The following is a 21550-nucleotide window of genomic DNA, read 5'->3' as shown; positions in this document are numbered from 1 at the left end:
AACCCAACAGGAATGAGTAACGGAGATAAAGTATGTTTAGTTACCGGAGCGAGCAGCGGTATCGGTTATGCCATCGCCGATGCATTAAGGGCAGAAGGTTTCCAGGTGGTGGCTACTGCCCGCCGGGAAGACCGGCTCCTGCAACTGCAGGCACCTAACGTAGCGATCTTAACCGGTGACCTGAGCGATCCCGCTTTTCAGGATAAGATGGAGACGTTTGTATATGAACAATACGGCAGATGCGATTACCTTTTTAATTGCGCCGGTACCATTGCCACCGGTACCATCGAAGCGATAGATATCGATAAGGTAACGGATATGATACACCTGAATGTGACAGCTACCTTCCGGTTGACCTATAAATTATTGAAACGCTTTCGTCAGCAGGGATTCGGTCATGTCATTAATATATCCAGTATCCTTGGTACCAAAGTAAGACCTACCGCAGGCGCTTATGCCGCTACTAAGTTTGCGATGGAAGCCTTGTCGGAGGCATTAAGGATGGAGCTTACCGGAAGTAATATACAGGTGTCCTGTATTGAACCCGGGCTGGTGATGACAGAGCTGCATAAAGATTGGGAAGTGCATCCGAAAGATGGGATGGGGATTCATGAACCACTCACCACGGGGGATATTGTGGCTACCGTGAAATTTATCATGCAGCAGCCTGCACATGTAAGAATTCCCCGGCTGATGATTTTGCCGAAAGATCATAATATTTAAAAACAGCTGCCGGCGGATATCATGTGGTATCCGCCGGTCAGGACACTACAGGATAGTTTATTGGGAAGGTTCAGTATATTGTTGGGTATAACTGATTCCACGTTGATATGAAAAAACGATTGATACCAGCGCTCGCCGGACTATTATTTGTTACTACTGCCAATGCGCAGCAGCACGTATCCAAAGTAACACCATCATTGAAGTTTGAAAAGCAGGCCATCGCAGCAGAAAGCTATGAGTCGGTGGCCGTGTTTGATGTAAATAATGATAAGATCCCTGACCTGGTATCCGGGGCTTTCTGGTATGAAGGACCGGCATATTTTAAGCGCCATTATATTGGTCCGGTTAAACAGTACGGAGAATACTGGGATGATTTTTCCACCATCCCTTTTGATGTAAATGGAGATGGCCGCATGGATTATATTACCGGCGGCTGGTTTGGGAAAACGTTGGTGTGGAAAGAAAATCCGGGCAATGATAATGAATGGAAAGAACATATCATCGCTACACCTGGCAATATAGAAACTACCCGCTCCTGGGATATAGATGGAGATGGTGTGCCGGAGATCATCCCCAATACCCCCAATGACCCGCTGATTATTTATCACCACAATAAAGCTACCGGGGAGTTTACTGCCCATAAGATCCTGGACAGAAAGTCCGGTCATGGTCTTGGTTTCGGAGATGTGAACGGTGATGGCCGCGTAGACATTGTAATACCAGAAGGCTGGGTAGAAGCGCCCGCAGCACCATTTATGGCGCCCTGGACTTTTCATCCGGAGTTTAACCTGGGCACCGCCAGTGTACCCGTGATCATTACAGACGTGAACAAGGACGGGCTAGCTGATTTAATTGCCGGGCAGGGCCATGATTATGGGCTGGACTGGTACGAACAAAAAAAGGAAGCCAAAACAAATAAGCGCACCTGGATCAAACATGTCATCGATCCCTATAATTCCCAGTACCACACCATGGCATGGGCAGATATTGACGGGGATGGTGCGGAAGAACTGGTAACGGGTAAGCGTTACCGTGCCCRTAACGATCATGATCCGGGCTCCGATGATCCCTGTGGTATTTATTATTTTAAATGGAACGGTGAATCTTTTACCAAGCAGGTGATCAGCTATGGCTCAAAAGGGGCGGGGCTTTACTTTGGGATATATGACCTTACCGGCTCCGGTAAAAAGGATATCATCGTAGCCGGTAAGGATGGATTGTTTATTTTTTATAACAAAGGGAATAAGTAATACTATAGTTTAACAAATTCCACTCTTCTGTTATTGGCTTTTCCTACTTCGGTAGTATTACTATCTATCGGCTGCGTTTTGCCTTTACCGTTAGTGACCATTCTGCCGGCATCAATACTGAAATTTTTGCTGAGGGCGGTCTTCACGGCTTCGGCTCTGCGTTTGGATAATTCCAGGTTCAACTGTTCGTTGCCATCGGCATCGGTATGACCGGTGATGCTTACCCGTAAGGCGGGGTTTTCTTTCAGCACGGTGGCAATATCCTGTAAGGCACCGTAGGATTCCGGCAGTATCATATCACTATTGGAATTAAAGAGAATCCCATGGGTAACGAACTTACCTTCGGTGATCAGTTTGTTCCGGGTATCGGGGGCACCTACCGCCAGGCGTATATTGCTGAGAAAGAAAGTGCCGCCACTCTGACCATAATCGGGTGCATAAGTCGAAAACACCAGTGCGTTCATGACGGCGCCAGCATCCAGTGCGCGGGGCAGGTCCAGTACTTTGGTGCTGTCGAGGTATACCCTTACTCTTTGTTTTTGCCGCCAGATAGCTATTCTTACTGCATTCTTTTTCGGCACATTAAAGGCGGGCATCGCAGATATGGTATTGCTGCCTATTACATTGGAGGAATAGTGCAACATACCACTACCGGAAGATTTAGGGGTGAGTGTTACTTTAAAGGAGGGGATGGAGCTTACATCATGCTCATCGCCATAACTAAATTTTTCCTCCGTATTGGCCGCCTTGATCAGGCTGATGGTGAATCCGCCAATGCTGGAAATATTGTTGTTGGCCATCACATCGGCCTGCAGGGTGAAATTTTCCGGCAGGTTGCCTGTCAGGTATTCAGGGAAAAAGATACCATCCTGCTTCATGCTGAGCCATTTGCCGGGGCGGTTGTCTACTGTTACCAGTTCTGCGCCGGAGTGGGTATTCCATTGTCCGGGAAATTCACCTATGGCGTCCTGGGCAAACGATTCTTCTACAATTATTTTTTCTCCAGGCACAAAATCGAAATGAGAGTAAGCGGTAATGTCGGTCTTTATATTCGTACCTGCTTTACCGTTATCAGCTGTATTTTCCGGGGTTCCGTCAGCTGCAGGTGTAGTTCCTTCCGATGGCTGATCTGCCGGGGGAGGCGTATCTTTTTTCTTGCCTTCCGTAGCCTGGTCAATGGTTTTATCTATTTTTTCATTGACCTTCTGTTGTACTTTGTTTTTGATACGATCGAAGATCTGAGCACTGGCACTGGTTGCCAGGCTACAAACAATTGCTGTGAGTATTAACTTCTTCATTACTAGGGGGTCCTTTATCTATGGTCTCTATAAAGGAATCCGCAAGATAAGGATGTTGTAAATATCAGGGACATGTTTTTTGTATTATGCATCCTGATGCCCCTGTGCCAGCCAGGTTTCAATGGCGGCGCCTAACTCGGCAGTCTGGGGTGTTTCATTGTCTTTTCCTTCTTCGAACCAATGGTTCGCGCCTTCGTTGTCCTGTCTTCTGAGCAGGTGAATTGTCTTTTCCGGCAGGCGGACAATAAAAACATTTTCATCCTGACGGGAAACGCCGATTTCATGGTCGTGCAGTTGTATATGGAAGGTACTCATGGCTATATGTTTATGTCATTCGTACAATCATTATGCCCTCCTGTGTATTATATATCAACTGGTTGGTCCTTTTTTTGTTTCTTCGCAGTTGAGTCCTCTTTATCCTATTTATTAGACCAACAAAATGTGCGTATGATCATTAAAGAGTTACCTGTTGTCATTGAAACCCCGAAAGGGAGTAGCGAAAAATATGATTTTGATCCGTTATCCCGGTTTTTTGTTCTCAGCAAAATATTGCCCGCCGGAATGGTTTTCCCTTATGACTTTGGTTTTATTCTGGGTACCAAGGGGGCAGACGGTGATCCGCTGGATGTCATGGTGATTTCTGAATTTAAAAGTTTCCCTGGCTGTCTGATTAAATGTCGTTTGTTGGGCGCCATTAAGGCGGAACAGCGGGAAAGAGATGGCACCATGCTGCGAAACGACCGCTATATTGCGGTGCCCGTAGTGTCTAAAATCTTCAAAGGAATAGATGCGGTGTCTGCACAAACCATCAAAGAGATAGAGCATTTCTTCGTTTCCTATAATGAACAGGAAGGGAAACAGTTTACCCCATTGGGCTATATAGAAGCCGCCCCCGCATACGAACAGATAAAGTTTCCGGATAAATAAAGCTGGCAGAGCAGCTTTCGTCACGATTATTGCAATTGTAAGGTGGATGGAAGAAGCCCGGACTGTCACAGGGGCATCCCCGTTTAGTAGTATTGCAGCCGCTGCGATAGGACAGGCTTACCAGGAACAAAAGAACGGATCAGCGTTACGGGCGAAACAGTATCATACACAGATTGGGTGTTTTGTGCATTTTTTTACCCAGTTTTAAGGTGACTGTGGATTTTAATAGCATCAATGTAGCGCGTGGATCAACCATCATAAACCTTTACGATTTTATTTTTTGTACGATGATAAATGCCCCATTGAAGGCAACTTTGAGTGAACTGTCTGCACCTTCCTTTGGATTTCTCGCTGGTGGCGGAGAAACAGGTGAACTGATACGTTCCTACAACTGGACCGATACCCCACTGGGGCCGGTGGACCAGTGGCCGCAAAGTTTACAGACCTGCATGCGTATTCTGCTTACTTCTCCTCAACCGATGTTTTTGTGGTGGGGTAGTGAAGCCATCCATATATATAATGATGCCTGCCGGCTATTGCTGGGAGATCAGCATCCGGGTGCTTTAGGCCTGCCGGCATCGGCAGTATGGGCCGGGCTCTGGGATCAGCTGCAACCACGATTTAATGACCTCCTGGTACCAGGTACCGACGCATCAGATGCCCCATTACTGCAGATGGTACAACGGGATGGGCTGTACTATAATTTCAGCGGCAGTCCCATTCCTGACGAAAAGGGCCATATCACTGGCATTCTTTCTATTGGCGCAGTATTACCGCATCCGGCGCCTTCTTCTTTTGTTAAAACAGATATCAGCAGCTTCACCAAAGGATTACTGGCGCATTTCGATCCCGTTATCAGACAGGCGAAATTAACCCTTGTCATTAGTATTGAACCAATCATTGATGAAGTATACATAGACCGGGAAATGTGGGAGAAGACCCTCCTGACGCTATTGGCTAACGCGCTCAAATATACGTTGAACGGCGCCATTGCAGTAAGACTTACCCAGCAAAACGGACAGGTTCAATTGTCTGTAGCCGATACCGGCATAGGCATGAGCCCTTTGTTACTCACAGAGATCAGGCAAAGCCTGCTCCGGAAAGAAGATTGTAATAATGGTCTTGCCCTGGTAAATGAGCTGGTAGCAAGACATGCAGGGGAATTACAGATCAGCAGTTCGCCGGGAGAAGGCAGCACTTTTTACGTGACCATTCCGGTAGGAAAAGAACATTTGCCGGCAGACAAAGTGAGCAGCGGAAATAGCCCGGTAGTATATAAACAATACAAGGATTTTTTGTCTGCGATGGAATCCAACATCCAGATATCCAAAGAAAGACTACGGCAGGATGTTGGGACAGAAGCCTACCGGCAGTTAATAGAATGTTTGCCCGCAGCAGTATACACCTGTGATAAAAATGGGCGTGTACTTATGTATAATGAGGCTGCTGTAACCCTGTGGGGCAGGGAGCCACGGGCCGGCATAGATATGTGGTGCGGCTCCTGGAAAATTTATGAGCCGGATGGTATTACCCCCATAGCACTCGATAGTTGCCCAATGGCACAAGTCATCAAAGGCGCCGTTCCTGTCAGAGGTAAAATAATCGTGATAGAACGACCAGATGGTAGCCGCCGGATTATACAACCTTATCCTGATCCCCTTTTTGATGCTGATGGTATATTGACCGGCGCCGTGAATATGCTGGTGGATATTACCGATCAGCAATTCGCAGAAGAATATGTATCTAAACTGGCGGCCATTGTGGAAAATTCAGATGACGCCATTATCAGCAAAAACCTGGATGGCATTATTACGAGTTGGAATCCCGGCGCTGAAAAATTGTTTGGATTTACTGCCGGAGAAATGATTGGAGAAGCCATTACGAGGATTATTCCACCTGATAAGTTGAATGAAGAACCTAAAATAATAGAACAACTGAAAGCTGGGAAACGGGTAGATCATTTCGAAACAAAACGTATTACCAAAGATGGGAAATTACTGGACATTTCTTTAACCATCTCCCCTGTAAAAGATATGAAGGGTAATGTGGTAGGTGCCTCCAAAATAGCCCGGGATATCAGCCAGCAGCGGCAACTGTTTTCCGCACTGAAGGAAAGTGAAGCCAAGTACATGCAACTGGCCTATAAGCTGGAAGTCCTGGTAGAGCAACGTACCCGTGAACTGCAGGATGCTAACTTCTATCTCGAAAAATCAAACCGTGAACTGGAACAGTTTGCCTATGTAACCAGTCATGATCTGCAGGAACCGCTGCGCAAGATTCACACTTTTGCAGGCATGTTATATAACGTAAACAAAGACATCCTTTCCGATACGTCCCGGATGTACATTGATAAAGTGATGTTCAGCGCCAAACGTATGTCGCAACTGATCAATGAATTATTGGATTATTCCCGGCTCGTACATGTGAAGGATCCTTTTGTGGAAACAGATCTCAACGAAATACTGAAAAATGTACTGATAGATTTTGAGGTAGGCATCAGTCAGCATGATGTGCAGGTGGAAACGGCGGAATTGCCGCGCCTGTTTGTGAGCCCGTTGCAGATGAACCAGTTGTTTCACAACCTCCTGGGTAATGCGCTTAAATTTTTATCCCCTAACAGGAAGCCGCAGATAAAAATATATGCGGAACCGTTATCCGCAGACGAATTGGCAACATTGCCGGATCTGGACCAGGAGAAAGCTTATGTTGTCATTATTGTAAAAGATAACGGGATAGGTTTTGATCAGATGTATGCCGATAAAATATTCCAGATTTTCCAGCGGTTAAATGAGCGTACCGCATTTGAAGGAACCGGTATAGGACTGGCTTTGTGCAGTAAAATTGCCATTAACCATAAGGGATATATTTATGCATATGGTATTCCCGATGAAGGGGCAGAATTCAAAGTGATTTTACCGGCAATGCCATAGGGCATTGTTGCTGTTTTGTTAATTATTGGTGTTTTTTGAAAGATAGCGGTGTATTGTAACCATCCAATTTTTTCAGGAACATTTCCGGGTGTMATATTGCAGCTGAAGAACAAAAATTTTCTATCGCTTGTTTTCAAGAGATTGTTGTTACTGAATTTTTTCCTGCCATTAAACTGCCCTGCAATGAGAGAAAAATTAACCTCCTTATTAATTGACCCGGACCGCGACCGGCGTAACCAGTTTTATCTTGCACTGGACCTTTTGAATATCAGCAAGGCTTGTATTGCCCAGGATAATACGACAAGGGCTTTGGAGTATTTAAAAAAGCAATCCGGCTTTACACCGGATTACATTTTTTTGGACAGCTTGCAACCTTCAGACGAAGCCATTTCATTTTTGCGGGAACTCAGAAAAATGAGGCGCCTGAAACAGGTGCCATTAATCTGGTATGCCGCATCGTTTGAGCCTGCACAGCAGCAAGCGATCCGGGAGGCCGGCTTTGCAGCTGGTTTGGCCAAGCAGGAAAACCTGCATAAGCTGAAAGAGAATCTGAAAGTGCTCTTCCATAGTGAGCTGCTTGAAACAGTGGTGCCGGATGAACTATCTGCCGCTACCCGCTTTAAGCTGAAGATGAAGGAAGTATTCCTGCAAACACAATCGCTGCTGGAAGCTCCCGAGCATTTACTGACCCATCCCTGATCCGCTTATTCCATTTGTAATGCCTTCACGGGATTTGCAGCTGCTGCTTTAATGCCCTGGTAGCTGATGGTGGCGATGGCAATCATCACTGTTAATATCCCAGCTGCCAGGAACATCCACCATTGCAATTCAATGCGGTAGTCGATACCTTTCAACGCCTGTTGCATCGTTAACACCGCAATAGGTACGGTAATGAGGAAGGCGATGAAAACTGGTTTCAGAAACTCCTGTGCCAGCATAAACCATATCCTGCCTGCGCTGGCGCCCATAATTTTGCGGATGCCTATTTCTTTCGTTCGCCGCTCAGCCAGGAAAGAGGAGAGTCCAAACAATCCCAGGCAGGAGATCAGGATGGCCAGACCGCCTGTCCAGTTCAGCATAAATCCGGAAGACCTGATCCCCGTAAATTTCTGCTGATAGGCTTCTTTTGTAAAGTGAAATTCAAATGGAAATTCGGGATTGCTCTTTTTTATGGCCGCCTCAATTTTAGTCAGCGCCGTTTGCGGATTATCTGTTTTTCGTAGCCGTACAAAGAAATGAGCCATAGCACCGGTACCCAGGTATACTACCATAGGACCTGGAGTTTTGTAGGGATCATTGGACACAAAATCTTTCACAACGCCAATAATCGGGTTGGTGCCCAACAGTGTACCGATGATGGGTTCTTTCAATCCCATTTTTTTTATGGCGGCTTCATTTACCAGGCAGCCGATAGAATCACTGCCATAGTCTGCGCTGAAATCGCGTCCAGCCGCCAGTTGCAGCCCACCCGTTTTTACCCAGTCGTATTGTACCCAGGTAATGGTGATGGGGAAATTCTGGTCCGGCGTTTTTCCCGGCCATTGCACCCCATCGGTGGCGCCGCCAAATCCTAAGAGGTCATCTGATCCGGCAGATACACTTTCAATTTCCGGAATCCTTAACAGGTCTTCCCGCACCACTTTAAACTTGTTGGTCATATCGCCACGAGCCGGTATTTCCAGCAGGTTATCCTGGTTATATCCCAGTGGTCTGTTTTCTCCATGCTGTAGTTGTTTATAAATAACGATGGTAGTAATAATGAGAAAAATAGAGATCACAAACTGAAAAGTCACGAGGCTTTTCCGGAAGAAGCCACCGCCATGCTGGTTGGCAACAACGCCCTTCAGCACTTTTACCGGCTGGAAGCTGCTGAGGAAAAAAGCAGGATAGCTACCTGCCACCAGGCCGGTGAATAGGGTCAGCAATAGTAAGCCTGACAAAATTTTCCAGTTGCCGAAACTAAAAGAAACACTCCGGCCTGAAATACGATTCAATCCCGGGATAGCCAGCTTGGCCAGCAGGATACCCAGCAGCATCGCCAGAAAGGTAATGAGGAGTGCCTCCGTCAGAAATTGCAGGATGAGAGTACGCCTCGAAGCGCCCAAAGCCTTGCGTACGCCTACTTCGCGGGCGCGGCGCTCTGAGCGGGCGGTGGAAAGGTTCATGAAATTGATGCAGGCAATCAATAATATAAACTGTCCGATAGTGCCCAGCAACATCATGATCTCGATACGACCACCATCCGGCTGCCCGTTCTTAAAACCGCCATGCATATGTAGTGCTGCAAATGGGTAGGCGAATAAATAGCTGGTCTTATCATTTTCACTGGCGGTTTGTCTGGACACCTGCTTCAGTTTGTTGTTAAAGCCGGCAAGACTGCTACCCGGTTGCAGCTGTGCCCAGGTGGTGAGCCGGTAATTATCCCACTTATCTATCCAGTCCACGTTCTCCAGTTCATAAAGGCGGAAGGGGAGGATCATATCAAATCTGGTGGTACTGTTAGGGGGCACATCGCGGATCACCGCCGCTACTTTGAGGTCATGCAGACTATTATGCCGGATGATTTTACCCATAGGGTCCTGCTCGCCAAATAGCCGGCTGGCGGCGCTTTGCGTGAGCACTACGTTACCGGGTTCCCGCAGCGCTGCTACCGGATCACCACTGATAGCAGGATAAGTAAAGATGTTGAAGTAGTCGGGATCGGTATATATACTTTGCTGGTAGATGCTCTTGTTACCGGCCAGTACCAGTTGTTGCCCGCCAAAGGCGCTGCGGGAAGCATATTTTATTTCCGGCAGGTCCAGCTTCAACTTTTTCATCAGTGGTCCCTGCGTATTATCGCTGGTGCTCCAGGAACCTCCCTGCTGCCGGTTTTCCATTATCATGAAAATGTCGGCGCTGTTTTTATGGAACGTATCAAAACTAAATTCATCATTGATCCAAAGCAGGATAATGATGCCGGTGGCTAAACCGATGGAGAGCCCACCAATATTGATAAGGGTAGATAATTTGTTTTTCAGGAGATTTCTCCAGCCATGTCTGAAATAATTTTTGAACATAGAAAACAGTTGAGGGAGATTAAAAACCGATTTCTTCTATCGTACAATCGCCGGATGCATCGCGGTGATTAGTGCCGTTAGCGCTTTTGATAGCGATGCTCAATGATATATTGTTCGCGTTTTTTTTCAGCCCGTATTTTTCCCAGAACTTAATATTGCCTTGCTGATCTCTGACTTCAATAATATGTGTGCGGGAGGTAAGTAGTACGAAGCGCGCCTTTTTATCCAGGTCGTCTTCCCCGCATTTGGGTGCTTTTTCCAGGTAAGGGAGCGTGCCTTGTAAGCTGTCGTTGATATATAGGAAGTAGGGACCGTTGCTTTGGTGGCGTGTCCAGAAGTAAGCCTTCATTGTGCCTCCTTCTTCCCTGCACTGGCTGAGTAATAACAGGGAGAAGGAAGCAACGAGAAGGGTAAATATGATTTTCATGCGATGTGATTTTGGAATCAGTAACTATCCAAAAATTACACAAAGCAGTGGCGTATTTCACCTAAATGTGACAGAACGATTATTATATGGGACGAAAGCACACATGTTTTGTTTAACATCCGGTTCGTCTTTATCTTGTCGTGTTATTTCTTCACGGTAGATTTCCAACCACTCCATATAAATCCGATGGCCACGCCGATCAGTAATATCAGCGAGGATATGGCGGATATTTTTCTTCCGAGGAAGAAAGTAGCCGGTTCAAATTTAAACGTGATATCGTGTTTGCCCGCCGGGACCTTGAGTCCGCGCAGGGCATAGTTCACGCGGATGATCGCTGTTTCCTTCCCATCGATATAGGCCTTCCATCCGGCAGGATAATAGATGTCGGAGAATACCGCCAGTCCTTCGCCGCTGTTTTGTGCGGTATATTGTAATTGGTTAAGGCCGTATTTGGTTAATACTATCTGCGCGCTGCTATCCGCTGCAGGCGTGAAGGTGCCGGTGATGGGCTGAAAACGTTTATCGATGATAACGGTATCCTTTGGATTAAAGTGATCCAGTGCGCTCATCTCCGTATTGGCATCAGGCACCCAGTTGATGGCTTTTACAAACCATGCATTGCCCAATGCGCCGGGATTACGCTGTACCGCAGGCTGTCCGGACTGCCGGTCCGGTACAATAAAGTATTTGGTATTGAGCATATTGAACACTGCCATATTGTTTTTCGTGAGCTGGTGTTCAATCAGGTCTTCGTAGATCCAGAGCTTGGCGGGACTTTGTCCGCCTACCGATTTATGAAAGTAGGAGGTGTTCGCATCCAGGAAGGGATTGGTGGTGAGGTTGATCACGCGGTAATAAGGATCCTTATCCTGTAAGATCTGTTCATCTGTTGGGGACGGGGAAACGTATTCCGCCAGGGGTGCTTCACTGAAGTTGTTTTCATTCATGTAGCTTTTGTCCAGTTGGAAGAGGTCAAACAATACGGCTACCGCGATGATGCCCACCGCCAGTCCGGCTTTTAATTTCCCTTTCAGGAAATACCACATGGCTGCAAAGGCAATCAATATTAATATGAGCGCGCGTATACCATCTGCTCTTAATATCGCGCTGCGATCCTGTTTCAGGGCGCCCAACAGTTTAGCAGCGGGGATTTCGCCTCCGAGCATCTGCGCGTAACGGGAAAGTAAAGCACTGTCGGCCGGACCGCTGAAAGGATACAGTACGCTGCCCGCCAATGCAAGTAGTACTACCAGTCCGCCCGTGACGAACAACGCCATCTTCAGGTGCTGCTGTAAGAATGCTTTAGGTAAATCGCCATAGATCAACTCCTGCAACGCCCGGCAGGCCAATATGACCATGCTCACCTGCGGAATCACCAGCGCCATGGTAGGGGACCGGAATTTACTATACAAAGGCAAATGATAAAACAGGAAGTTGTTCAGCTCCGGGAAATTGGATCCCCAGCTGAGTACAATACCGATCACAGTAGCAGCCACCAGCCACCACTTATGCCAGCTTTTAATGATGAGCAGCGACAGTACAAACAGGAAACAGATAATTGCGCCTATATAGGCAGGGCCGGAAGTAAATGGTTGTGCCCCCCAGTACAACTGCCAGCTGGCGGTGTTCACAGCATCTTCCGCTTTAGCAGGAGGTACGCCAATTTCGGTGAGTGCTTTATAGGTATGTGATCCGGTCGATAGTTTTTCGCTGGTAGAACCGCCTACCAGGTGGGGAAGCAGTAGCGTGAAGGTTTCTCCTTTGCCATAGCTCCATTGGAAAGCGTAGTCAATATCTAGTCCACCGGATTTTTTATGATCCTTGTCCTGCTGGTTCAGTGTTAACTCTGACTGGCTGCCCCGGATGGTATACTTCGTATACTCTTTCATGATGAGCAGGTTATCCATCGCCGGCAATACGGCCATTACGCCGGCAATGGCCAGTAATACCGATGCTTTGAAAAAGGCAGGGAGTTGTTTCTCCCGGAAAGCATTAATACCAGCAGCCACTGCGAGGCAGATGGCCATGATCAGCGTGTAATATGTGATCTGCGGGTGATTGTTGTAGATCTGTACGGCTGCAGCGAGTGCAGTAAGACAGGCGCCCGCAATATAGCGCCCGCGGTAGGCGAGGATCATACCTGCCAGCACCGGCGCCATGTAGGCCATGCTCATTACCTTGGTGATATGCCCCGCATCCATGCTGACTACCGTGAAAGTGGCAAAACCATAGGCGATGGCGCCCATGATACTAATCCAGTAGCGTATATTCACTACCGATAGGAACACATACATGCCCATCATTAGTACAAAAAACATATCTGCCGGGTTGGGTAACCAAAGCGTCAGTAGTTTATTCACCATCCCAACTTTGTTGGTAGAGGGACCTGTGAAGATGACATAAGAGGGCATACCGCCAAACATGCTGTTGGTCCACATCGGTAAATCACCGGTTGCTTTATAATAATCAGCCGCCTCTTTTGACATGCCCTGATAATGCATCATGTCCGATTGAAACAATTGTTTGCCATCTAAGACGGGACTACAAAATACTAAAGCCAGGGTTACAAATATCAATAAGGCAGCTAAATGCGGTATAAAAGCCTTCAACCAGTTTGATTTCATATCTAATTGATTTTCTTTTTGTTTTATCGGGTTATCTGAAGTGTATTCTAATGAAAAATGCCCTTCAGTTAAAGTAAAGCTTTAAGTATACCTGAAGTAAAGCTTTAAGTGAAATACACTTCTTTTTAAAGACGGTATGTCTTTTTTTAGGACTCACTTAGTGCAACACGAGTTTTCTTTTTCATGAGTTTCAAGTGGTCGTCATTGATAGCTGCATTCATAAAAAAAGCGTGTATCATTTTCGGGGCACACGCTTCGTTTACAAATTGGCGGGTAAATATATTAAAATATATAAGTAAGCAAGTGGTTTTTTAGCGTTGCAAATGAGGATGGCAGTAAAGTGCTATTGAATTACCTAACCGCAACAATTACCTTTAAAGATCAGTGACGCCCGCATGAAACGTATCTTTTTTATATTATTAACTGCACTCTTTCTGGCTATTGCCTGCAAACAGCCTGTTAAAACACCCGAGGAAAAACCTCCTCCAACCAATGTGTCAGCAACACCGATTAAGCCCGGAGAGCCGCTTCCCGTGGCAATGAGCCTGGAAAGAAGTGCGCCTATTCGTGTTTCAGCCAATAACGCGGAGGATACACCTGATGATACGCCTGTAGACACAGAACCGGCGGCACTGAGTGAGGCTACTGATAACTGGAATACTACTTCCTCCTTAGCTGCCATGATCTCTAAATGGACGCCCTGGCCGGCTGTGGGCAGCCCGGACAGCTGTCTGGTTCCTATCATGGGCTCCCGCTTCGTTTTGCAGGGTGACTTCGATGGTGACGGACTAACCGATACCCTGACCGAACATTTTTTCAGCAACATTGATCACCTGGAAACCAATAAGTATTATAAGGACCTGGACTATGATCTGATGGTAAAATTAAACGATCATCAATCTCCATTCTCCTTTGTGAGCTGCAGTAACAGCAAGATAGATACCCTGCAAATCGGAAGTGGATTAATGTTTGGGTTGTCGTGGCTGAAGAATGAGGGTGACTTAAATGGCGATGGCACCGATGAATTGTCTTATGTGGTAGATCTGGCAGACTGGTCAAGTCTGAATCATTGCACCCTGGTGACCTATCGCAATCATCAGTGGGAGGTACTGTACCGTTTCCCTATATGGGACTGGCAACTCCCGGATTTACCGATGACGGATAGCGAATACGGACTTTTCGGTTTACAGGATAAGGTCATTGGCGGAGATGCAGCGGCATCGCGGGAGAACTTTTCCGGTTTTATTAAGAAGATAAAGTCCGGCAAGATCATGGTGTTGTTTGAAAATAAAGGAGAGCAGGATAGCGCGATCATCCGTTTAGATTAATACCTTCGACCAAATTTTTTAATACCTGACCTATGTTAAAGAAATGGAACCTGCTGAGTATTTACACAAGAACTGTGCTGACAACGGCTGCTGCATTAATCGGCTATGGCTACCTGTGCCGGGGTTTGCATCTGTATTTCTTTTGGGAAAGTCTGCCTATAGGATGGGAGGTTTTATTAGTTGGAGGCATATTGGCATTGCTGGAGATCATTAAAATCAGGAAGCGGGAAGGAAGTAAAGCCACCCCTTTGAAGATTGGAGTAGGGCTGTTGTGTTTTGTAGCGGTGATACAGCTGGTGATGAGTATCGCCATTTTAAACTCCGATAGCTGGATTGTGACCAAAGAACATCTTCGCAATGATAAATGGATAATGACTACGTTAGGAGGTCCTCAAACTTTTGTGCTGATGCCGGCAGGAGGTATTTCTACAAGCACCAGTGCTGCAGGAACGGAAGGCAGTGCGGAAATTCATGTTATCGTAAAGGGAACCAACGGTATGATGGATCTGGTGGTATTGGTAGAAAAACAGTTGGGCGACAAGAAATGGAAGGTCGTATCGTCTAAATAAAATATTGAGGGGGCAAAGTGAGTTGATGTGAAAACTTACTTTGCCCCCTTTTTTATATRAGGATTACTTCAGTAATTGCAACGAATGATCCACTTGTTCCATACCGCCTTTCCAGCCGTCGTGGCCGGGAATCAGGTAAGCCGGACGCGGAAATTTGCGTTTTAACCGTTTCAGGGAAGCCGGATATGCTTTAATATTACCATCACCCATAAAGCCCATATTAGTGGCCTCCAGGCTTTTTACAAAGCAACCACCATATAATACTTTTGATTGTGGCAGCCAGATGACAATATTGTCTTTGGTATGTCCTTCGCCAGGATAATAAGTTTGCAGGGCCACACCGTGGATGTTAAAGGTGGTGTCCTTACTGAAAACATACTGCGCTTCTTTTTCTCCTTTTGCTTTACACAGATCCAATGTTTGTTTCGTGCTGTAGGTTTTAACCCCCAGCTGCTTTAATATATCTAATCCCGCTGTGCAGTCGGCATGAAAATGCGTTACAATGCAATGTGTGATTTTTTGATGATACTGTTTTTCCAGAGTATCCACCAGTTGCCTGGTTTGGTTCTCACTCCAGGGAGTGTTGATCAGAACGATGCCTTTGCCGGTAACAATATACAACCCGTTAGCCGGAACTGCGGCGCCTTTGTATTCGCCATAAGATACATCCACATAAACATTTCCGGTCAGGCGGGTGGGGTGAATCCGGAAGGATGTGTCCTGTGCGAAAACAGCAAAGGAACACAACAGGCAACAAATAAATAAGAGTAGATTCTTCATGATTTCCAATAATATACCGCAAAATTAATGCATTAATAAACCGCCCCAATTTTTAATTTTTACCCGGAAAAACATTATCCTACTAAATTAGTAGATTATTCATATCTTACCCTGAAATCAAGTGTTTTGGATAGTCGTCATACACAGTCATTAATAAACCTGTTGCGTAAAACGCATCATGCAGAGTGGGAGGCTACGCCTGCTGCGCAGGATGCCATCACCTGGCTGAATGATCTGGTCGGTTTTCTGTTTCCCGGCAATCATCTTCCCAAACAAACTTCCTATGAAGGCATCCTGAAAAAGAACCAGATAGACCTGGAAAATATCCTGCTCAGCTACCTGGATCCGCGGGAAGTACCTATAGAAGATATTGTACACGCCTTCTATAACTCCCTGGGAACCATTTATCAGCACCTGCGTCAGGACGCGGCTAAAATTCATGAATATGATCCGGCAGCTACCAGCGTAAATGAAGTAATTGTTTCCTATCCCGGTTTTTATGCGATCACCGTATACCGGATCGCGCATAAACTCACCCGGTTGGATATACCGATATTGCCCCGTATTATCAGTGAATTTGCGCATGGCAAAACAGGCATCGATATTCATCCCAATGCCAGTATTGATGTACCATTTATTATTGATCACGGCACCGGCATTGTGATAGGTGCCACCACCATCATTGGTTCCAATGTGGTCATTTACCAGGGCGTTACCCTGGGAGCACTGCATGTGACCAAGGAATTATCTGATGTAAAAAGACATCCCACTGTAGAGGATGATGTGATTATTTACGCCCGCAGCACCATCCTGGGTGGCAATACCGTCATTGGGAAAAGTAGTATCATTGGCGGCAGCGTGTTTATTACGAAGAGTGTTCCTCCTTTTTCCCAGGTGTTTAATACCCACCAGGTGAGAATTACCACAAAAACAGGCGTATAGGGCGCTCTACACAAATACCGGTGCAATTCGCAGAAATATTTCTATATTAAGCCCTCCAGGCTGACCGCCACAACGGCGGCAGAAGAACTTATACTGACATGCGAATCAGAATTTTACCGGTAGGCGTTTTATTAACCATATTATTGATGACTAACCAATTGCAGGCACAGGAAGATACCCTGCAGCAATTACCGGAAGTCGTTGTTCAATCTTATTTTTCAAAGGCATCGCTGCAACGTGTACCCACCGCCGTGAGTGTACTGTCGCCCGCCGATATGCAGCTACAACAGGGCGCTTCCCTGTTGCCGGCTTTTAATACGGTGCCGGGTATACGTATGGAAGAAAGGTCACCCGGTAGTTATCGTTTATCCATCAGAGGTAGTTTGCTCCGTTCTCCTTTTGGTATCCGCAATATTAAAATTTATGCAGATGATATCCCGCTGACTGATGCAGGGGGCAACACTTATCTCAACCTGGTAGATCCGGATGCTATCAGCAGGGCAGAAGTACTGAAAGGGCCTGATGGTAGCCTGTTTGGCGCTAACTCTGGTGGAGTGGTGCGCCTTTCCCTGGCGCCACCACCCAGTGATACGCATCACCTGCAGGTAAATCTGCAGGGAGGCAGCTACGGACTTTTTCATGGCAGCATCGCCTGGCAGCAACAATGGAAGAACTACCAGTTACAGGTATTCCAGGGATACCAGCGGGCAGATGGCTACCGCCAGAATACCGCCATGAAAAGATCTTATACCCAGACTACCCAGCGCTGGGAGTACAAACCAGGTTACGCCCTGAAGCTGCTGGCATTTTACTCGGACTTGTCTTACCTCACGCCAGGTGGACTGGACCTGGCGCAGAGTCAGGCCAATCCCCGTGCAGCCCGACCAGCTACGCCTGCCAACGCCGGCGCCATCGCACTAAAGGCGGGCATCTATAACCGTACTTTCCAGGGAGGACTGATTCATGAAGCACAGTTTACGCCACGCCTGCAACACGTATTGTCGGTGTTCGGTGCCAATACCCATTTCGAAAATCCGTTTCTTACCAACTACGAAGCCCGGGATGAAAATACTGCGGGCTTCCGGACCTATCTGCAATGGGTTAACAATCCGCAGCAGCATAGTATCCTGCAATGGAAATGGCTGAACGGCGTGGAGTGGCAACAAACCGTTACCGATGTCATTAATTATGGTAACCGAGGCGGAAAAAGAGATAYGGTGATGGCGGCTGATAAGCTGAATGCCCGGCAGTACTTTTTCTTTAGCCGCTTTCACGCGACCATCAACAATTTCACGTTGGAGGCAGCTGCCAGTTTAAACTATTATGGATACAGCTATAACAGCAATGGACACACGAATATTCATTTTACACCGCAGCTGATGCCGCGTTTATCGATGTCTTACCTGTTTACACCACTGTTAACCGGTCGTTTAACGGTGAGTAGGGGATATTCACCTCCGGCCACCGCCGAAGTTCGTGCATCTAACAACGTTATTAATACTTCATTGCAACCGGAAACCGGCTGGAACTATGAGGCCGGTGTGCGTGCGGCCACCCGCCGGGGCAGGGCCATGCTGGATGCCGCCTTCTTTTATTACCGCATGCAAAATGCTATTGTTAAACGACAGGATGCGAATGGCAATGATTATTTTGTCAACGCTGGCGGGGTAACACAGAAAGGTATCGAGTTGCAGGGCATGTGGTGGATCATGAAACCGCGCACACATGGCGTGTTGCGGGGCATTAAATGGCAGGAAGGATATACGTTCAGCGATTTTAAATTCCGGGATTATATCAGCGGTACAAAAAATTACTCCGGCAACCGGCTAACCGGGGTACCGCAACATGTACTCGTGAGCAGCCTGTTATGGCAGTTGCCGGCAAGTATCTCACTGTATACCCGGCATACTTTCACCAGCCGCATTCCGCTGGACGATGGCAACAGCGTATATGCCGGCAGCTATCACCTGCTGCAGGCCAATGTAAGCTGGAAACTGCCCCTGCATACCCGCTATGCATTGTCCTTACGTGCCGGCGCCGACAACCTGCTCAACGTAAGTTATAGTTTGGGTAACGACCTCAATGCCGTAGGCGGCCGATATTATAATCCGGCCCCCGGCAGAAACTATTTCGGTGGCATCAGCATGCAATTATAATTTTATGTACGAAGCAGCTATTCTAACCAATATCGCCAAACACATCGTCCTGGACGCCACAGAAACGAACTTTTTCTGTTCACTGCTGCAGGAGAAAAGGCTGCGGCGGAAAGAACTCCTGCTCCGGGAAGGAGAAGTATCCTCTAAAGCTTTTAGCAGTTAGCTTTTAGCTTTTAGCAAATGTTATGTTGAAGATCATATAAAGCTTTTAGCAGTTAGCTTTTAGCTTTTAGCAAATGTTATGTTGAAGATCATATGCCGATGTTCGCTGCATTTGCCTAAAAGCTAAAAGCTAACGGCTAACAGCTAAAAGCTTTTCTTAATCTACCTTATTTTTTACCCCTCTCCATGGTTGTTTCTTTGTGTAAACAAATAAAAACAAACACATCATGCAAACAACTACCGCTACCACCGCCATTAACATCAACGAAACAGGAGTAACAGGCCGCTCTTTATGGGATAGCTGGACCGATATGTGGAATGGTGAATTGCCGCTTGCTCACGATATTATCGCAGACGGATTTTATGCGCATCTTTCCAATACCCTCACCGCCGATCCGGCCACGCTTCGCAATGCTGTGGAAGTGGAGAAGTGGGTGGTTCGGGTAAGAAGCAGGTATGCAAAGCTGGTGTATGCTACTCATGCCGGTCCTTTTGTAGACGTAACTGCCCAAACGGTGACTTGTTACTGGAAGGCCCGCGGTGTATTTGCGGGATTGACCGGCAAGGCGGGTGATATAGTGGGGAAGGAATTTACCGTAGTGGGAATTGACATCCTCAGATTTGAGGACGGCAAAATAACCGAATGCTGGACAATGAGTGTACCACTGGAAATAGATCCGCTTTCATAGCGGGGGCTGACATATTCCTCGCGATCGTTAACAAAAGCGGCATAGAATTGTAATTAGTGTGTAAGCATTTTACATACAGATGAATTCTACCAACGGAAAACAGGATAAGCCGGTTATTACCGCCAAAATTGATGGATTTTTTATCACCTTCTATAATGTATCCGTCTTTGTAGCTCGTTTCTTCAGAGAGGCTTTCCGGCCTCCCATAGAATGGGGTGAGTTTGTACGGCAGTGTTACCAGGTGGGATATAAGTCACTGGCCCTTGTTACGGTAACAGGGTTTATTACAGGCGTGGTGTTCACAGAACAGTCGCGCCCTACCTTATCAGAATTTGGCGTTACCGCATGGCTACCTTCCCTGGTGGCCATTGCCGTTGTACGGGCATTGGCTCCGCTGATTGCTGCCCTGATCTGTGCTGGTAAGGTAGGATCCAGTATCGGCGCCGAGCTGGGCTCCATGAAAGTTACCGAGCAGATTGATGCTATGGAAGTATCCGCCATCAACCCTTTCCGCTATCTGATCGTTACCCGGGTAACGGCAATGACCATATGTTTACCGCTGCTGATGTTCTATAACGCCCTGATAGGCTGTCTGGGATCTTATTTTGATGTACATGCTCATGAACAAACCAGCCTGGTATCCTTTTTTGACAATGCCTTCGCCCAAATCACCTTCCTGGATTATGCCACCGCGTTAACCAAAGCAATCCTTTATGGTTTTACCATCGGTATTGTGAGTTGTTACCAGGGATGGAATGCTTCCCAGGGAACAATGGGGGTAGGTAAGGCCGCCAACGTTTCCGTGATCGTTTCCATGTTCCTGATATTTATTGAAGAAGTCATTATTGTTCACGTGTTTAATTCTATCCGATAGTATATGAAAGAAAACGGGCATCATATCGACATGAATGAAACAGTGATCAAAATACGTGATCTGTATAAGTCGTTTGGAGAAAAGCATGTATTGCAGGGCATAGACCTGGACCTGCATAAGGGTGAAAACGTGGTGGTACTGGGCCGTTCCGGTACGGGTAAGTCTGTGCTGATAAAAATTATTATCGGGTTATTAAAACCGGATGCCGGCACCGTTAATGTGTTGGGAGAAGAAGTAGATCAACTGAAAGATGTGGATCTGCGTGCCCTGCGGCTGAAAGTAGGGTTCTCTTTTCAAAGCAGTGCTCTCTATGATAGTATGACAGTAGGTGAGAACCTGGCGTTTCCCCTGAAACGGAATAACCGGGACATCACCAAAGATCAGATCCGGAAGACCGTAGACATTGTACTCGATGCCATCGGGTTACCGGATACGATTAACCAGCTGCCTTCAGAATTATCCGGCGGGCAAAAAAAACGTATTGGTATTGGCCGGACGCTCATCCTGCGACCCGAAATCATGTTGTATGACGAACCCACCGCAGGACTGGATCCTATTACCAGTATGGAACTGAATAAGCTGATCAACGCCGTGAAGGAAAGGTTCAATACCAGCTCCATTATTATCACCCATGATCTTACCTGTGCAAAAGAAGTAGGCGACCGGGTGGCCGTAATGGATGAAGGGAAGTTTATACGGCAGGGAACTTTTGACGAAGTATTCAACGAAAAGGAAGGATTGATAAAAAGTTTTTACGACTATAATTTTATACAATAAGCTATGGAAGCAGGAAAAAAACGCGCAGTCATTGT

General features: G+C 46.7%; 19 protein-coding genes. 13 read left to right on the top strand and 6 right to left on the bottom strand.

What is annotated here, in order from left to right; translation table 11 throughout:
* The first annotated feature begins 12 nt into the window (after window positions 1-12).
* Window positions 13-723, top strand: a complete 711-nt coding sequence (locus AC1DP6_RS34635; RefSeq protein ID WP_477058976.1) for an SDR family oxidoreductase — start codon at window positions 13-15, stop codon at window positions 721-723.
* Between the two features lie 107 nt (window positions 724-830).
* Window positions 831-1973, top strand: coding sequence for an FG-GAP-like repeat-containing protein (locus AC1DP6_RS34630; protein ID WP_477058975.1), 1143 nt, complete (start codon window positions 831-833; stop codon window positions 1971-1973).
* A 2-nt stretch (window positions 1974-1975) separates the two neighbouring features.
* On the opposite strand, the gene AC1DP6_RS34625 is transcribed toward AC1DP6_RS34630, so the two are convergent.
* On the bottom strand, window positions 1976-3271 hold the full coding sequence (locus AC1DP6_RS34625) for an OmpA family protein (protein WP_477058974.1): 1296 nt from the start codon (window positions 3269-3271) through the stop codon (window positions 1976-1978).
* Window positions 3272-3355: 84 nt separating this feature from the next.
* Window positions 3356-3586, bottom strand: a complete 231-nt coding sequence (locus tag AC1DP6_RS34620; RefSeq protein ID WP_477058973.1) for a hypothetical protein — start codon at window positions 3584-3586, stop codon at window positions 3356-3358.
* A gap of 132 nt (window positions 3587-3718) precedes the next feature.
* On the opposite strand from AC1DP6_RS34620, the gene AC1DP6_RS34615 reads away from it, so the two are divergent.
* From AC1DP6_RS34615 to AC1DP6_RS34605, 3 genes are all read left to right on the top strand, one after another.
* The gene (locus AC1DP6_RS34615) at window positions 3719-4198 is read left to right on the top strand and encodes an inorganic diphosphatase (protein WP_477058972.1); all 480 of its coding nucleotides are present in this window, start codon (window positions 3719-3721) and stop codon (window positions 4196-4198) included.
* A 302-nt stretch (window positions 4199-4500) separates the two neighbouring features.
* Window positions 4501-7128 carry a PAS domain S-box protein gene (locus tag AC1DP6_RS34610; RefSeq protein ID WP_477058971.1) on the top strand — a complete coding sequence of 876 codons (2628 nt, stop codon included), beginning with the start codon at window positions 4501-4503 and terminating at the stop codon, window positions 7126-7128.
* A 183-nt stretch (window positions 7129-7311) separates the two neighbouring features.
* The gene (locus AC1DP6_RS34605; RefSeq protein WP_477058970.1) at window positions 7312-7827 is read left to right on the top strand and encodes a hypothetical protein; all 516 of its coding nucleotides are present in this window, start codon (window positions 7312-7314) and stop codon (window positions 7825-7827) included.
* 5 nt (window positions 7828-7832) lie between these two features.
* Here the strand turns inward: AC1DP6_RS34605 and AC1DP6_RS34600 are convergent, their stop codons facing one another.
* From AC1DP6_RS34600 to AC1DP6_RS34590, 3 genes are all read right to left on the bottom strand, one after another.
* Window positions 7833-10187 carry an ABC transporter permease gene (locus AC1DP6_RS34600; RefSeq protein ID WP_477058969.1) on the bottom strand — a complete coding sequence of 785 codons (2355 nt, stop codon included), beginning with the start codon at window positions 10185-10187 and terminating at the stop codon, window positions 7833-7835.
* A 19-nt stretch (window positions 10188-10206) separates the two neighbouring features.
* Window positions 10207-10614 (bottom strand): hypothetical protein, encoded by a 408-nt coding sequence (locus tag AC1DP6_RS34595; RefSeq protein ID WP_477058968.1) that lies wholly within the window; start codon window positions 10612-10614, stop codon window positions 10207-10209.
* A gap of 143 nt (window positions 10615-10757) precedes the next feature.
* Window positions 10758-13118 carry a YfhO family protein gene (locus AC1DP6_RS34590; RefSeq protein ID WP_477058967.1) on the bottom strand — a complete coding sequence of 787 codons (2361 nt, stop codon included), beginning with the start codon at window positions 13116-13118 and terminating at the stop codon, window positions 10758-10760.
* 515 nt (window positions 13119-13633) lie between these two features.
* On the opposite strand from AC1DP6_RS34590, the gene AC1DP6_RS34585 reads away from it, so the two are divergent.
* Window positions 13634-14566 carry a hypothetical protein gene (locus AC1DP6_RS34585; RefSeq protein WP_477058966.1) on the top strand — a complete coding sequence of 311 codons (933 nt, stop codon included), beginning with the start codon at window positions 13634-13636 and terminating at the stop codon, window positions 14564-14566.
* Between the two features lie 32 nt (window positions 14567-14598).
* On the top strand, window positions 14599-15135 hold the full coding sequence (locus AC1DP6_RS34580; protein WP_477058965.1) for a hypothetical protein: 537 nt from the start codon (window positions 14599-14601) through the stop codon (window positions 15133-15135).
* Between the two features lie 63 nt (window positions 15136-15198).
* On the opposite strand, the gene bla is transcribed toward AC1DP6_RS34580, so the two are convergent.
* Complete coding sequence (bla, locus tag AC1DP6_RS34575) at window positions 15199-15915, bottom strand: subclass B1 metallo-beta-lactamase (RefSeq protein WP_477058964.1); 717 nt, start codon at window positions 15913-15915, stop codon at window positions 15199-15201.
* A 126-nt stretch (window positions 15916-16041) separates the two neighbouring features.
* Between bla and AC1DP6_RS34570 the strand changes: the two genes are divergently transcribed.
* The 6 genes from AC1DP6_RS34570 (at window position 16042) to AC1DP6_RS34545 (ending at window position 21515) form a co-directional block, all read left to right on the top strand.
* The gene (locus tag AC1DP6_RS34570; protein WP_477058963.1) at window positions 16042-16857 is read left to right on the top strand and encodes a serine O-acetyltransferase; all 816 of its coding nucleotides are present in this window, start codon (window positions 16042-16044) and stop codon (window positions 16855-16857) included.
* A gap of 98 nt (window positions 16858-16955) precedes the next feature.
* Complete coding sequence (locus tag AC1DP6_RS34565; RefSeq protein ID WP_477058962.1) at window positions 16956-19013, top strand: TonB-dependent receptor; 2058 nt, start codon at window positions 16956-16958, stop codon at window positions 19011-19013.
* Window positions 19014-19017: 4 nt separating this feature from the next.
* A complete protein-coding gene (locus AC1DP6_RS34560) occupies window positions 19018-19176 on the top strand; it encodes a hypothetical protein (RefSeq protein ID WP_477058961.1) in 159 nt (52 codons plus the stop codon).
* A gap of 226 nt (window positions 19177-19402) precedes the next feature.
* On the top strand, window positions 19403-19864 hold the full coding sequence (locus AC1DP6_RS34555) for a hypothetical protein (RefSeq protein ID WP_477058960.1): 462 nt from the start codon (window positions 19403-19405) through the stop codon (window positions 19862-19864).
* A 79-nt stretch (window positions 19865-19943) separates the two neighbouring features.
* Window positions 19944-20738, top strand: coding sequence for an MlaE family ABC transporter permease (locus AC1DP6_RS34550; RefSeq protein ID WP_477058959.1), 795 nt, complete (start codon window positions 19944-19946; stop codon window positions 20736-20738).
* A 3-nt stretch (window positions 20739-20741) separates the two neighbouring features.
* A complete protein-coding gene (locus AC1DP6_RS34545; protein ID WP_477058958.1) occupies window positions 20742-21515 on the top strand; it encodes an ABC transporter ATP-binding protein in 774 nt (257 codons plus the stop codon).
* Window positions 21516-21550: the final 35 nt, after the last annotated feature.

This window comes from Chitinophaga sp. 01L420, assembly GCF_056399985.1.
Note: the sequence above shows the minus strand (reverse complement) of the source record. Positions and strands in the feature narration are given on the sequence as shown.